Annotated in this window: 14 protein-coding genes; 7 read left to right on the plus strand and 7 right to left on the minus strand. The window is 66.4% G+C overall.

What is annotated here, in order from left to right:
* Positions 1–54 precede the first annotated feature (54 nt).
* The 3 genes from E4P24_RS11010 to E4P24_RS11020 all read left to right on the plus strand — a co-directional run bounded on the left by E4P24_RS11010 (position 55) and on the right by E4P24_RS11020 (position 4147).
* On the plus strand, positions 55–1317 hold the full coding sequence (locus E4P24_RS11010; protein WP_004062759.1) for an amidohydrolase: 1263 nt from the start codon (positions 55–57) through the stop codon (positions 1315–1317).
* Positions 1318–1446: 129 nt separating this feature from the next.
* Positions 1447–2703, plus strand: a complete 1257-nt coding sequence (locus tag E4P24_RS11015) for a M20 family metallo-hydrolase (protein ID WP_188148491.1) — start codon at positions 1447–1449, stop codon at positions 2701–2703.
* A gap of 625 nt (positions 2704–3328) precedes the next feature.
* Positions 3329–4147 carry an IclR family transcriptional regulator gene (locus tag E4P24_RS11020; RefSeq protein WP_006601246.1) on the plus strand — a complete coding sequence of 273 codons (819 nt, stop codon included), beginning with the start codon at positions 3329–3331 and terminating at the stop codon, positions 4145–4147.
* A gap of 624 nt (positions 4148–4771) precedes the next feature.
* Here the strand turns inward: E4P24_RS11020 and E4P24_RS11025 are convergent.
* From E4P24_RS11025 to E4P24_RS11035, 3 genes are all read right to left on the minus strand, one after another.
* On the minus strand, positions 4772–5641 hold the full coding sequence (locus E4P24_RS11025; RefSeq protein ID WP_115861014.1) for a class 1 fructose-bisphosphatase: 870 nt from the start codon (positions 5639–5641) through the stop codon (positions 4772–4774).
* A gap of 312 nt (positions 5642–5953) precedes the next feature.
* Complete coding sequence (locus tag E4P24_RS11030; RefSeq protein WP_115861012.1) at positions 5954–6232, minus strand: hypothetical protein; 279 nt, start codon at positions 6230–6232, stop codon at positions 5954–5956.
* Between the two features lie 54 nt (positions 6233–6286).
* A complete protein-coding gene (locus E4P24_RS11035) occupies positions 6287–7453 on the minus strand; it encodes a Cdc6/Cdc18 family protein (RefSeq protein ID WP_115861010.1) in 1167 nt (388 codons plus the stop codon).
* 133 nt (positions 7454–7586) lie between these two features.
* On the opposite strand from E4P24_RS11035, the gene E4P24_RS11040 reads away from it, so the two are divergent.
* Both E4P24_RS11040 and E4P24_RS11045 read left to right on the plus strand, forming a co-directional pair.
* Positions 7587–7820, plus strand: coding sequence for a DUF2249 domain-containing protein (locus tag E4P24_RS11040; RefSeq protein ID WP_004062753.1), 234 nt, complete (start codon positions 7587–7589; stop codon positions 7818–7820).
* Between the two features lie 132 nt (positions 7821–7952).
* Positions 7953–9293, plus strand: a complete 1341-nt coding sequence (locus E4P24_RS11045; protein WP_115861008.1) for a hypothetical protein — start codon at positions 7953–7955, stop codon at positions 9291–9293.
* Positions 9294–9324: 31 nt separating this feature from the next.
* Here the strand turns inward: E4P24_RS11045 and E4P24_RS11050 are convergent, their stop codons facing one another.
* Positions 9325–9624 carry a hypothetical protein gene (locus E4P24_RS11050; protein ID WP_115861006.1) on the minus strand — a complete coding sequence of 100 codons (300 nt, stop codon included), beginning with the start codon at positions 9622–9624 and terminating at the stop codon, positions 9325–9327.
* 161 nt (positions 9625–9785) lie between these two features.
* On the opposite strand from E4P24_RS11050, the gene E4P24_RS11055 reads away from it, so the two are divergent.
* The gene (locus tag E4P24_RS11055; RefSeq protein ID WP_004062750.1) at positions 9786–10091 is read left to right on the plus strand and encodes a cupin domain-containing protein; all 306 of its coding nucleotides are present in this window, start codon (positions 9786–9788) and stop codon (positions 10089–10091) included.
* Between the two features lie 35 nt (positions 10092–10126).
* Here the strand turns inward: E4P24_RS11055 and E4P24_RS11060 are convergent, their stop codons facing one another.
* Together E4P24_RS11060 and E4P24_RS11065 are read right to left on the minus strand one after the other, a co-directional pair.
* Positions 10127–10741 (minus strand): hypothetical protein, encoded by a 615-nt coding sequence (locus E4P24_RS11060; protein ID WP_115861004.1) that lies wholly within the window; start codon positions 10739–10741, stop codon positions 10127–10129.
* Positions 10742–10982: 241 nt separating this feature from the next.
* A complete protein-coding gene (locus tag E4P24_RS11065) occupies positions 10983–11303 on the minus strand; it encodes a hypothetical protein (protein ID WP_004062748.1) in 321 nt (106 codons plus the stop codon).
* Between the two features lie 242 nt (positions 11304–11545).
* On the opposite strand from E4P24_RS11065, the gene E4P24_RS11070 reads away from it, so the two are divergent.
* The gene (locus tag E4P24_RS11070) at positions 11546–11812 is read left to right on the plus strand and encodes a hypothetical protein (protein ID WP_115803069.1); all 267 of its coding nucleotides are present in this window, start codon (positions 11546–11548) and stop codon (positions 11810–11812) included.
* A gap of 167 nt (positions 11813–11979) precedes the next feature.
* On the opposite strand, the gene nirK is transcribed toward E4P24_RS11070, so the two are convergent.
* Positions 11980–13059 (minus strand): copper-containing nitrite reductase, encoded by a 1080-nt coding sequence (gene nirK, locus E4P24_RS11075; protein WP_008605605.1) that lies wholly within the window; start codon positions 13057–13059, stop codon positions 11980–11982.
* Positions 13060–13112 lie beyond the last annotated feature (53 nt).

Raw genomic sequence — 13112 nt, forward strand, 5'->3', positions numbered from 1 at the left:
CGTTGTGCTACCGCTTCCCAAACAGTTTAACGGGGTGGTTGCAATGTCGGCTTCATGGCGTACGCCAGCACGCTCTCCCTGCGAGAGTTACGACAGGACCTTCACGCTCACCCCGAGTCCGGGTGGAAGGAGTTCCGCACGACCGCCCTCATCGCCGCCGCGCTCGACGACCGCGAGTTCACGCTTCACCTCGGCTCGGACGCCGTCGCCGAAGACGAGCGACTGGGCGTCCCCGACGACGACGCGGTCGCGGCCGCGGTCGAACGCGCACGCGAGGAAGGCGCACCCGAAGCCTATCTCGACCAGATGGGCGGTGTTACGGGTCTCGTCGCCGAGAAGCGCTTCGGAAACGGGCCGACCGTCGGCGTCCGCGTCGACATGGACGCCCTCGAACGCACCGAGTCGAGCGACGAGGAACACCGCCCCGCGAAGTTGGGCTTCGCGAGCACGCATCCCAACGAGATGCACGCGTGCGGCCACGACGGCCACACCGCTATCGGCCTCGGTATCGCCCGCGCCCTCGACGACGACGGCGGGTTCGACGGCACGCTCCGACTGTTCTTCCAGCCGGCGGAGGAGGGCGGCCGCGGCGGCAAACCGATGAGCGAGACCGACCTGCTCGCGGATATCGACTACTTCCTCGCGCTCCACCTCGGCCTCGGCAACCCCACGGGAACCGTCATCGCCGCCTACGAGAACCCGCTTTCGAACGCGAAACTCGACGTGACATTCGAGGGCGCACCGAGCCACGCGGGCAACGCGCCCAACGAGGGGCGCAACGCGCTCCACGCGGCGACGGCCGCGGTCCAGAACCTCTACGGGATTCCGCGCCACGCCGACGGGACGACCCGCATCAACGTCGGGAAGTTCGAATCGCCCAACCCGCAGAACATCATCGCCGAGGAGGCGCGCCTCCGCGTCGAGGTCCGCGGCGGGACCGCCGACCTGAACGAGTACATGCTCGACAAGGCCCGGCGCGTCCTCGACCACGCCGCGGGCATGCACGACGTATCGGTCGAGACGGGGCTGTACGGGAAGACGGCGACGTTCACGGCCGACGACGAGATGATAGAGGCCGTCCTCGCGTCGGCGGCCGACCTCGACGACGTGACCGAGACGGTCCCGCGACTCGACATCGGCGGCAGCGAGGACGCCTCCTACCTCATCCGGCGCGTGCAGGAACACGGCGGGAAGGCGACCTACGTCGGCATCGGCGCGAGCAACGAGTTCGGCCACCACACCTCGCGGTTCGACATCGACGAAGACGCCCTCGACATCGGTGTCGACGTGGTGTGTCAGACGATTCGCGCACTCTAACGCGGCGGTCCGACCCGGCTGTTCGACCCCGACCAGCCGCGCGTCTCGCCGGCCGTCGTCCCCCTCGACCCGTAGAATCTGCCACGAACACGCACAACTATTATCCGCTGTTCGCGAGTTGAGCCGCACATGCAGGCCTCCCAGCAACGACTCCGCGAGGATATCGAAGCGAACGCCCGTTTCGGCGACATCGACGCGCCGGCGGGGCGCGGCCGCACCGTCCTGACCGGGAGCGACGCAGACCGCCGCGCCCGCGAGTTCCTCGTCGAGCGACTGCGCGACGCCGGCCTCTCGGTCCGCATCGACGCCGTGGGAACCATCGCCGGGCGGTGGGTTCCCGACGGGGCCGACCCCGACGCGGCCCCCGTCGCCGCCGGCAGTCACCTCGATTCGGTCCCCGAGGGCGGCATCTTCGACGGCCCGCTCGGCGTCTACGCGGCGCTCGAAGCGGTGCGGACGCTCCAAGAACGAGACGCCGGCGCGAGCCTCGACCGCCCAATCGACGTCGTCTCGTTCACCGAAGAGGAGGGCGCGCGCTTCTCGCACGGCCTGCTCGGGTCGTCGGTGGCGACCGGTGCGCGCGACGCCGACGACGCGCTCGCGCTCCGCGACGCCGACGGCACGACGCTCGACGCCCACCTCGACGCCATCGGCTTCCGCGGGACCGACACCATCGACGCCGCGGCGTGGGACGCGTGGGCCGAACTCCACATCGAACAGGGGACGGTGCTGGAGTCCGCGGGCGCGGGGGTCGGCGTCGTCGACGCCATCACCGGCATCACGACCTGTGCGGCCGACATCGTCGGCGAGGCCGACCACGCGGGCGCGACGCCGATGGACGAGCGCCGCGACGCGCTCGTCGCCGCCAGCGAGTTCGTCGTCGACGTCCGGGCCGCGGCCGACGACGTGGCGCAGAACCAGAGTTCGACCGCCGTGGGGACCGTCGGCCAGTTCGACGTGGCCCCGAACGCGCGCAACATCGTCCCCGGCGAGGTCACGCTCCAGATGGACATCCGCGACGTGGACTACCGCGCGATGGACGCCATCGCCGAGCGGGCCGAGGCCGCGCTCGACGAACTCGAAGCCGCCCACCCGGTCGAGACGAACTTCGACCGCTACCGCGACCAGCGCCCGAGTCGGATGGCCGACGACTGCGTCGCCGCCGCCCTCGACGCCGCCGCGACCGAGGATATCGACGCGAAACGGATGCACTCCGCGGCGATGCACGATACTGCAAATGTTGCCGGCGTCACCGATGCCGTGCTCCTGTTCGCGCCGTCGGCGGACGGCCTCTCGCACAACCCGCGCGAATGGACCGACTGGGCGGACTGCGCGACCGCGGCGTCGGTTCTCGCTGGAACGCTCGCACGCCTCGCCGGCGCGTGAGTCGCGGCCGACGGCCTGCTCCCGCTTGTGGACTAATCCTTTGTTTTCAGACAGTTCGTGGCCAGATTCGCGCCTCTGTCGCGATTTCGTCGCGGCCGCGTCGCCTGTCTCGATATGTGACACGCGGCTCCGAATCACCCCGTGTTCCGCGTGGAACCCCGTATCCCGGCAGTGCGTGGGCGCTCGAACTCGAACCGTAGTTTTCTACGCCGCGTCGGTCGAATCCCCGTCCCGTGAGTTATCGGATTACCCCCGAGAATCATGCGGATACGCGCTTTACTCCGGGTGTTGTCACTATATGCAACCACTCTCTAAGCCGTATGCGGCGCGACCGCACACAGCGACGCCGAACGGTCGGATATCGAGTGCGAAGCCGATTCCACGTATCCGACAATTGATGGGAGTCCGGCGACGGGCGTCGCTTCGGGTGTGTCTCGGTCCTGTCTCGGGTCGCGCGCTCGTTCACACGCCAGTCGGGTCCCGGCCGTCCCACGGGGGGTCGCTTGCTGGACAATCATCGAGCGATAGCAGCTCTGATAGCCGGTCCCAACACCGTTTTCCCTCGTCCGAGTTCGATTGCAAGATATTCGGAACAGCTATCACACCAGATGGACGTTCTGGTAGCATGCCCGAGAACCCCAACACCGATGCGCCGTCCCGCACGCTGAGCACGGTGGACACGGCGGTCAGCGTCGTCCGGGCGCTCGAGGAGTTGAACGGGGCGCGCGTCGCGGAGTTAGTCGACTACTTGGACCTCTCGAAGTCCACGGTGTACAACCACCTTGCGACCCTGCGGAAGAACAACCTCGTCGCCAAGGAGGGCGACAGCTACCACCTCAGCCTCCAGTTCCTGCTTCTGGGCGAGTACGTGCGCAACCAGCAGATACTCTACCAGGTCGGCAAGGAGGAGGTCGAGGCGCTCGCGGAGAAGACCGGCGAGTACGCTCACCTCTCGACCGAACAGCACGGCCTGCGTATCAGTCTGCTCAAGGTGCGCGGCGAGCGCGCCGTCGGGAGTCAGTACCAGCGCTCGAAGATTCAGCGCCCTGATAACCTCCACGCGTCGTCGACCGGGAAGGCCATCCTCGCGTTCCTCCCGCGCAGTCGCGTCGAGGAAATCGTCGACCAACACGGCCTCCCGGCGAAGACCGACGCGACTATCACCGACCGCGACGAGCTGTTCGACGAACTCGACGCCATCCGCGAGCGAGGGTACGCCTGCAACGACGAGGAGGAAATCGAGGGACTCCGCGCGGTCGGCGCGCCGATTCGCGACCGCAACGGCACCGTCCTCGGCGCGCTGAGCGTCTCCGGGCCGACGAGTCGCATCAAGGGCGAGCAGTTCCGCGACACCATCCCCGAGATGGTCACGAGCACGGCCAACATCATCGAGGTGAACATGAACATGGCCGCGCGGAGTTCGAACAACGGGCGCTTCGACTGAGCCGCACCGGCCGACTTCCATGACATCGATAAGCGTGTAATGCTAATCGGGTTCTCGCGCGCTCTGTCGTCCGACGGTCACTCGACCAACTCGGTTTGTTGGAACCGGCACTCCGTCGCAGACCGCAGGCAGTTGCTCGCTTCGCCAGCAAAAATACCCGAAATAGTATATTTAGCAAGTAGTATCAAAATACTGTGTTTTCGGTCGGGTCTCCGATGCCGAACTCGAAATCCGTAGTATCGTATTTCTGCGCCTAAAGCGCGACTATTGGGTGTTTCAATCGCAAGCGCCGCGAATGAACAGAGACGGGCTATTGTCCATGTAATCTCAAAATTAAGGATAACTATCGAATTAACTCTGATTTATCCTAAAAATCAAGCATACTATCCCGAATATATCGACATATGGCTAATATAGGCTCAACCTCTGCCACCCTAATATATCTAGAAAAAATACATATCTTATATCTGTTATCTTGGCTCCTACTGAGTTCATTCTTCCGCGTCTCCAGTGAGTGACGGACCGCCGGCTCGACGACTGGTTTTCGGAACTGCGTCGTGTCAGGCGCAGAAACAGGTCACGTCAGCACCCGCGACTCGCCGCGACGCCGATAAATCGGGACCGTCAGTCCAGCCGCGCTTCCAACGACTCGACGAACGAGTCGTTGCCGATGTAGACCGGCACGCGGTCGTGGATGTCCTCGGGCGTTCCCGAGAGGAGCGACTGCTCGCCGTCGGACGACCGCCCGCCGGCGCACTCGATGATGTAGCCGATGGGGAAGCCCTCGAACTGCTGGCGGAGTTTGCCGCCCGGCGCGTCGGTCTGTGCGGGGTACGCGAAGACGCCGCCGTAGTGGAGAATCTGGTTCACGTCGCCGATCATCGACCCGCCGTAGCGGAGCTTCATCCCCTCGGTGCGTTCGGTCTCGCGGGCGAACGCCTCGAAGTCGTCGAACCAGCGGTTGACCCGGCCGCCGAAGCTGAAGATGGCGGGGTCGCCGGGCAGCGTTAGTTCCTCGCGGAGCGGGCGCTTGATACCCGATTCGAGGATGTACTCGCTGACGACGCCGTCGCGGGCGGCCACGAGCGTCGTCACCGGGCCGTAGAGGATGTAGCCCGCGGCGAGCAGGTTCTCGCCGCCCGTGGGGAGCGGTTCGTCGTAGATGCTGTACAGCGTTCCCATCACGTTGTTCGGCTTCAGGTTCGTCGACCCGTCGAGCGGGTCGAGCGCGACCGAAACCCCCTCGCCGATGTCGATGACGTCGGGGCGCTCCTCGCTGGCGTACTCGCCGACGCCGTCGAGGGGGCGGAGGCGCTTCAACAGCAGTTCGTCGGCGTAGGTGTCGGCTTCCAGTTGGCGCTCGCCGCTCGGGTTCGTCCCCTCCTCGTAGACGCGCCGGCCGGGCAGTCCCGCCCGAATCGACGGCGCGGCCGCACACAGCGTCTCGACGACGGCGTCGACCACGTCGTCCTCCCGACTCGATGCGTCTGTCATGCGGTCGATACACCCTGCGGAGTCGCGGCTGCGCCGAAGCGGTTCGACGGAGCGCCGACGGGCGGTGCACGGACGGGCGTCGGGGTGGTCGTCATTACCTACTGGTCCCGTGGGCGAAGTATAGTTCTGTCCCCGCGCGTAAGCGTTGCACCGCGGCGACGACGGCGTTGGCGGCGGGTTTTCGACTCGGGCGCTGGTCGAATCCTCAGTCGCAGAGCGGCTGTCGGGGCCGTGCTGCATACAGCGCGCGAGTCGGGTATCGGGTCGAAACCGACGGCGTCTCGTGATGCACCAGCGTCGAGTCACGGCCCATCATGCAGCTGTGAGAGAGAACAGGTAGAGAAATAGGAGAATCGAACTGCCAAACGTCAGTGCTCCGTACAGCGGCACAGACTTCCACGAGGAGGTTCGGCTGCACCGGTTCGACACGAGAGTTCCGACTGCTGACAGTCCCAGAAGGCCGTACACGATTGGCATTCCTTCCATCGAGAGATAGCCACCGATAACCTCCACAGCAATCATTGTAGAAAGGAGTCCACAACAGATAGCGAGGAGGGCAGCGATGGACTGTCGCTTCACACTCAATCCCATACTAAAACGTGACAAACTCCGATAATTAATACGTTGTCACTACGTGGGAACAGATTACCGGGCGGCGAACAGGCGTTCGAACACGACCGTCGGGAACTGCGGTTCGAGCCGGCTCGGCGGCCGGCCTTTCCGTTCGACGCGCTCCGCCGTGACCCGGCGGGTGATGCCGTCTTCTGCGAGTTCGTAGAGGATGCGCTTGACCGTGGTCGGTGAGAGGTCGACCGATTTGGCGATGTGCTGGCTCGTCGCCTGCACCGACTGCTGTTGGTCGGGGCGCAACGCGAGGAGTTCGTGGAGCACCTGCCGGCGGTTCTCCGGGAGCGAGAACACGCGGCCGAGCGAGACGCAGGGTTGGGGGACCGCGGCGATTCCGGCGGCGACGTCGGCGGCCGTGATGCTCCGGTGTTGGTTGCGGACCGCTTCGTCGGCCGCGCCGAACAGCGCCGCGAGCGCGTCGTGAGCGTCCCCGTCGGCCCACTCCGCGATGTCGCGAGCGAGTCGGTGGTCGAGCGTCCGCCGCGACCCGGCCGCCGACACTCGCGTCATCAGCACGTCGACGAGCACCTGACTCTGGTACGGTTCGAACTGAATCGCGCCGGCCGTGTAGTCGGTCAGCACCGTCTCGTCGGGCGGCGCGCGCCCGATAGCCAGCCAACTGACTTTGCTCGGAAGCCCGGCACAGAGGTCGACGAACGCCTCGCCGTCGAGCGTCCCCGGCTCTTCGAGGTGGTCGACGGCGACGACGGCACCCGTCTTCGGGCCGTCGAGCGCGTCCTTGAGCCGCGACTGGAGCGCCTCGGTCTTGATACCCTGCTTGGGCACGGACTCATCGACGAGCGCGTCGAGCACGGCGTGGTAGAACGCGAACGCGCTCGTCGTCTCGCGCGCGTCGACGTAGACGAACCGCGGCGCGAACGTCGCCTGCACGCGGGTCGTCGTGTGGATGGCGGCGTTGTTGACGCTCGACACGCGGACGAGGTGGTCGAACAGCGCCGTCACGACCGCCGACTTCCCCGACCCTTTGGGGCCGTAAACGTAGGCGTTCGGCGGGAGGTGACCGTCGAACACCGGGTCGAGGTAGTCGAGCAGTCGCTCTAACACCGGTCCGCAGTTCACCGGGTCGTCGGTGTGCGCGACCGGCGAGAGCGAGTCGTAATCGACGAGGAGGCGAGGCTCACCGTCCCGGCGTTGCCGACGTTGGATCCTCGCTTCGATGTCCATGTCGTAGTGGTAGTTCCGAAATGGGAGGTATATCAGTTCTGACTGCTTACGGCTGCGGTACGTCTGTGGTCGCCCAGTCGTCGAACGTGTTCGGGGCAACCGACTCGGCGGTCCCCGGCGAGGTACGACGCGTATGGCAGACACCACCCTCGACGTGCGCGACCTCCCACCGGCGGAGCGCCATCCGAAGATTCACGCCGCGTTCGACGACCTCGACGCCGGCGAGTCGCTGACGATTCTCAACGACCACGACCCGAAGCCGCTGTTCTACGAAATGCAGGCCGAAGTCGACGCGTTCGACGCCGACAACTACACGGTCGAACAACGCGCTCCCGACGAGTTCGCGGCGACGTTCCCGAAGCGGTAGCGCCGCGGCCGCGGGTCGCGGGTCGCGGCCGCGAGTCGTACATCGCTGTCCCGACCCGTCTCCGCCGTTTCTCCACTCTCGTCGAATATGTTCGGCGTCACCGGTAGGGCTTCGCGCCGCGCTAGTCCGCGTATGAGCGTCATTCCCGCCGATGTCGACACGGCCCGACAGCCCCCGATGACGATTCCGCTCCGGCACTTCGTCGTCGCGCTCGGCTTCCTCGCGGCCGCGGTGGGCCTCCGGGTCGCTCTCGCCGTCGGCGTCGCTCCCGGTGCCGCCCGACTCGCGCACGTCCACCTCCTGCTCGCGGGGTGGGTGTGCGTCACCATCATGGGCGCGATGACGCAGTTCGTCCCGGTCTGGTCCGGCGTCGAACTCTACTCCCGACGACTCGCGACCACGCAGTTGTGGGTCGTCAGCGTCGGTCTCGCCGGCCTCGCGGGATGCTTCCTCCTCGGGGCGTTCGCGTGGCTTCCCGTCTTCGGTGCCGTCGCGCTCCTCGGCTTCTGGACGTTCGCCTACAACGTCGCGCGCACGCTCTCCCGACTCGACGACTTCGACGTGACCGAGCGCCACTTCGGCCTCGCACTCGGCTTTCTCGCGGTCGTCACCGCGCTCGGCGTCCTGCTCGCGGTCGACTTCACGCGCCCGCTTTTCGCCGGTATCGGCGTGAGCCACGCGAGCGTCCGCGCGGCCCACGTCACGCTCGCCGTCTTCGGCGTCGTCGTGACGACCGTCGTCGGCGCGCTCTACCAACTCGCGACGATGTTCACCCAGACGAAGCTCCGCGGCGTCGACGTGTGGCTCCGCCGATTCGAGGAGGTCGGCTACCCCGTCGGTGTCGTCGCCCTCGCCGGTGGCCGACTCGCCTCCGACCCGACGCTCGCGCGGGTCGGCGGCGCGCTCGTCGCCCTCTCGCTTTTCGGCATCGCCGCGATTCTCGCCCGTCGCCTCGTCGAGTCGGCGGTCGATTGGACGCCCATGCTCACCCGGTACGCCGTCGCGGCCGTCGCGCTCGCCGGGTGGGCCGCCCTGACGCTCCCCGCGTGGCTCGCGGACCCGCTGGCGGGGGACCGACTGTTCGGCGCGCCGGGAACCGGGTCGCTGTTCCGGCTCGGCTTCGTCGGCTTCGTCGTGCTCGGGACGCTCTACCACGTCGTCCCCTTCATCGTCTGGGTCCACCGATACAGCGACCGCCTCGGCCTCGAACCCGTGCCGATGCTCGACGACCTCTACGACGCCCGCCTCGCCCGCCTCGATTTCGGTCTCGTCGTCTCGGGCGTCGCCGCCGTCGTCGCACGCGACCTCGCCGGACTCTCGTCAGTCTTCGAGACGGCGGGCTGGGCGCTCGTGCTCGCCGGTGTGGCGGCGTTCGCCACGAACCTCCTGCGAGTTATCTGGCTTCACAGCCCGCAGTCGCTGGTCGGCGGCGCGGCCGCGTCGGCTGGCGGTGCGGACGACGGCGCTGACTGAGTCGGCGCGTCAGGGACGGTCTCGCACCAACTCACATCCCGAGCAGTTCGGGTGCAAGAAAGAGGAGTGCGAGCAGGCACGTCAGGACGAGAACCGCCGCGACACGCAGGATGCCGGCCGCTCGTCGTCGATCCTCCGGGAGCGACTCCGCGATGCCGGACAGGGCGGTCCCGGCTATCATGAACAGTAGCCACCCGCCCGATAGGGACTGTTCCACGACTGCGTACTGCCAGTACAGACCCGAGAAGATGAGCGCGCCAGAGAGTTGGACGACTGGAAAGAGGCCGCCGGTGGGTTCGCTGAACAGGGTTTCGTCAACTATGGAGGGCATTGAACACGTCATCGCCCGCGAAGGTGAAAAGAGCACCTGCCTTCGCCACCTCGGTCGCGCTCGCGCTGGCTCTCGTTCACATCCGGTCGCTTCCGGCCCCGCGTCCCCCGAACGCGTTCGGCCGCAGGCTTACCGACCGTGCGGTCGACGACTCACTCGTGATGCCAGAACACGCCGCGCTCGACGACCTCCCGCCGCAGATGCACGCGCCCGTCTTCGAGACCGACCGTCCGAAAACCGTCAGACTCCGCCTCGAAGCCGGCGACGAGGTGCCGGCGCATTCCCACCCCGGGTTCGACATCGTCTTCCACGTCGTCACCGGCCGGATGGAACTCGCGCTCGACGGCGAGACGCACGAGGTTGCCGCGGGAGAGCTGCTGCGGTTCGGCGGCGACCGCGACATCTCGCCGCGCGCGCCGGTCGACAGCACCGCAGTGCTCGTGTTCGCCCCGGCTGTCGACGACTGAACCGCGGGGCCAACTCCCGCGGACGAACACCTGATTTACTCCGGCTCGCCCGACAGCCGCTTCAGTGCCGCTTCGAACTCCTCGGACAGCGAAACCGAATCCGGCTCGTCGCCGTCGCGCTCACCCGTCGACGACCCGGTATCGGGGACCGAGTCGTCCGTCTCCGCCTGCGCGTCAGCCGGGTCCATCGCGTCGAGCTCCGCGTTGATGGCGTCCGCCTGCTGGTGCATCGGCGCGACGCGGACTCGGACGCGGTCGTAGTCGTGACGGTCGTCGAGGCCGTTCCACGCCCGAAACGCGCCGACGGTGAGCGTCTTCGACTGCGGGCAAAACGGCGTCGTCGGCGTGAACTCCGCGACAAGCACCGACGGGTCGTCTCGATCCTCCGCGTAGCGGAACCCCGCGTCCGGGTGGCGGCGGTCGAGGTTCAGCCGCGCGAGGTTGTAGCCGAACGTCACGTCGTAGACGCCCCGCGCTTCGAACAGGTCGCGGGCGACCCGGTGGACGGCGACGTGGTCGTCGCCGTCGAGGACGCGGTGGCCGTCGAGGAAGGCGTCCGGGTCGGGCAGGTGTTCGGGAACGAACTGGTCGATATCGTCGAAGCGGTCGGCCCGCGACCCGCCGCCGAACAGGGACGGAATGTCTGGCATAGTCCGAAGTGGGGTCGCCACGGGCGTAGGCCCACCCCCGAACACGTTCAATTCACTGTTCGCCGCTGGCGCTCGTCGCGGTCGTGGCACGAGTCGATAGTGCTTGGTGCTGTCAAAACTCGTCGTCGCGGGGCGGGAGCTACTGATGTGGACGGGCCAACGAGTGGCACAGACAGCCCGGACACGGCTCGGAGCGCAGGTCACCGAAATATCGCCACGACGGAGACGGCTCCGGACGCACTCATCTCCGATTTATCAATCGCTGAATCCGGTCGCGAACGTCGTCCGCGGAGTCGTAAATCTCGTTGTCGACCGAGGCGAGCACCTCGTGGATGGGCTTCGACCCGCCTTGCGTTTCGACCTCGTAGTCGCCGTAGTTCTCGACGAGTTGCTCCGTCGTGGTCGGATAGTCCTGAATTTCAAGCGCATCGTCGAGGTCACCGAGCTGCTCCCCGGGGGCGGGTTCGTCGGCGCGGTCACGCGCCTCTTGGAGCGCTCGTTCGCGCTGGCGCTGTTCTTCGTTGGCCGCTTGCTTGTTTCGGCCCTGTTTGTCGTCTGGCATCCTTGGCACTTCGAAAGCGAACGGGATAATGCTGTGGCCGATTCTCGGTAGTCGCTTCCGACACGCGGGTTCTGTTAGCTCCGGCGGGGGTCAACAGCGTCAGGGAAACCCCGGTCAGTCCGGGGACGACCGGTCGGTGCCGGCGCTCCGTTGCGGTCGGAACGGTCGAGTACACGATGGATGCCAACCGTCCTCAGAGTAGCTTTATTTTCGGCCCGATACGGTACACCACTTGCGGAACGATGCGTTCTCACCAATCGCTCGAAATCCTCGTCGTGGCTATCCTCTACATCTGCGTGTTTGTGATAGTCGTCGGACCTGCGCTTGATTCGATAGCCGGCTTGGAAACGCTCTCGATGGATGCTCCGAGAGGCGTTGAACGCACGTGGGACTTAGTCTCGAAGCCACAGGGCTGGATACTCTGTCTCGGCTACGTTCCAGTTCATTTCGCGTACCTGTTCGTCCGCGCACGACTCGCCGGTGAATCGGTCGATTCCTACTGGGAGTAGTGCTCCGATACCTTTCCGAGATTTACAGACGTGAACTCCCACGGCAGCGACGTTGACGCGCCGAACTCACCCGCTAAGCGTTGCACGCGTGTGCTCTCAACACCGAGAGGTTTCGACAGAGACGGGCGAAAAACAGCGATCAATGGTTGCCAGTCGGTGCAACGGCGCTACTGCGGGTCAGGGTCGGGGTCGAATATCTCGGGGTCTTCCGGCCCCTCGGCGCGGACGACCGCCATACAGCCCTTGCGGACGACGCGGGACAGCGAGTGGTCGACGAGCTTGAAGTCGCCGGGGACGGGCGAACTCATCGTTGCGATGGTCGTGCTCCCCGGCGGCACCTGTCGCGTCTGGATGTGGGTCTGCGGCTCGGTCGTCAGCGACCCCTCGGGGTAGAGCGTCTCCCAGACGCTTCCGATGGGGTGGAAGCTACTGGAGAGGTTCGGCCCCCCGTCGACGAAGTACACCCGGACCGTCTCGTCGAGGCCGACCGTCGCGGCCGGCCCTCGGCCGTTGGGCGTCCACGCGTACTTCTCGCCGTTCATGAGGACGTACGTCGGCTCCTCGTTCCGCATGGCCTCGTAGTCGAAGGCGTGTTGGCCCTCCTCGCCGGCGTCCTTGTCGGTGTAGAGTTCGTGCTGGCCGAGGTATATCTCGTGGTCGACCTCGGGCATCCCCTCCGGCGGTTCGACGAGGATGAGCCCGAACATCCCGGCGCTGATGTGCATGTCCATGTTCGGCACGGCGCAGTGGTAGATGTACGCGCCGGGGTAGGTCGCCTTGAACCGCAGGTGCGCCGTCTCGCCGGGGTTCGTCATCGTCGCTTCCGCGCCGCCGCCGGGGCCGGCGACCGCGTGGAAGTCGACGTTGTGCGGCATGGTGTTCTCCTCGGGGTTCTCGAACGTCACGTTCACCGTGTCGCCCTGCCGGACGCGGACGAGCGGGCCGGGAACCTGCCCGTTGTACGTCGTGTAGGTGAACGTCACGCCGTCTTCTACCTCGGCGGTCACTTCCTCCGGCCGGAGCGTCACGTCGACCTCGGCGGGCTCGCTCCGGTCGATGGGACCGGGGATGTCCGTCGGGTCGGCCGCGACTTGGTCCACCAGGTTCGTCGAACCCTGTTGTGTCGGTTCCTCCGTCTCGTCGAGCGACTGCGCGGCGGTCGGCGATTTCGTCGCACAGCCGGCGAGCGATGCGACGCCGCCGAGTCCGAGCCACTGGAGCGTCCGCCGCCGAGTCGTGGATAGCATCTGTGTCTCCCTCCGGTTGAATCGAGTGCCCGGATACTGGTATAAACGGACAC

The organism is Haloferax sp. AS1, assembly GCF_014530665.1.
GTDB classification, from domain to species: domain Archaea; phylum Halobacteriota; class Halobacteria; order Halobacteriales; family Haloferacaceae; genus Haloferax; species Haloferax volcanii.

Bases quoted from the DNA above. Each gene is read 5' to 3' on its own strand.
- E4P24_RS11010 (WP_004062759.1), top strand. From the start codon at position 55: ATGGCGTACGCCAGCACGCTCTCCCTGCGAGAGTTACGACAGGACCTT.
- E4P24_RS11015 (WP_188148491.1), top strand. From the start codon at position 1,447: ATGCAGGCCTCCCAGCAACGACTCCGCGAGGATATCGAAGCGAACGCC.
- E4P24_RS11020 (WP_006601246.1), top strand. From the start codon at position 3,329: ATGCCCGAGAACCCCAACACCGATGCGCCGTCCCGCACGCTGAGCACG.
- E4P24_RS11025 (WP_115861014.1), bottom strand. From the start codon at position 5,641: ATGACAGACGCATCGAGTCGGGAGGACGACGTGGTCGACGCCGTCGTC.
- E4P24_RS11030 (WP_115861012.1), bottom strand. From the start codon at position 6,232: ATGGGATTGAGTGTGAAGCGACAGTCCATCGCTGCCCTCCTCGCTATC.
- E4P24_RS11035 (WP_115861010.1), bottom strand. From the start codon at position 7,453: ATGGACATCGAAGCGAGGATCCAACGTCGGCAACGCCGGGACGGTGAG.
- E4P24_RS11040 (WP_004062753.1), top strand. From the start codon at position 7,587: ATGGCAGACACCACCCTCGACGTGCGCGACCTCCCACCGGCGGAGCGC.
- E4P24_RS11045 (WP_115861008.1), top strand. From the start codon at position 7,953: ATGAGCGTCATTCCCGCCGATGTCGACACGGCCCGACAGCCCCCGATG.
- E4P24_RS11050 (WP_115861006.1), bottom strand. From the start codon at position 9,624: ATGCCCTCCATAGTTGACGAAACCCTGTTCAGCGAACCCACCGGCGGC.
- E4P24_RS11055 (WP_004062750.1), top strand. From the start codon at position 9,786: ATGCCAGAACACGCCGCGCTCGACGACCTCCCGCCGCAGATGCACGCG.
- E4P24_RS11060 (WP_115861004.1), bottom strand. From the start codon at position 10,741: ATGCCAGACATTCCGTCCCTGTTCGGCGGCGGGTCGCGGGCCGACCGC.
- E4P24_RS11065 (WP_004062748.1), bottom strand. From the start codon at position 11,303: ATGCCAGACGACAAACAGGGCCGAAACAAGCAAGCGGCCAACGAAGAA.
- E4P24_RS11070 (WP_115803069.1), top strand. From the start codon at position 11,546: ATGCGTTCTCACCAATCGCTCGAAATCCTCGTCGTGGCTATCCTCTAC.
- nirK (WP_008605605.1), bottom strand. From the start codon at position 13,059: ATGCTATCCACGACTCGGCGGCGGACGCTCCAGTGGCTCGGACTCGGC.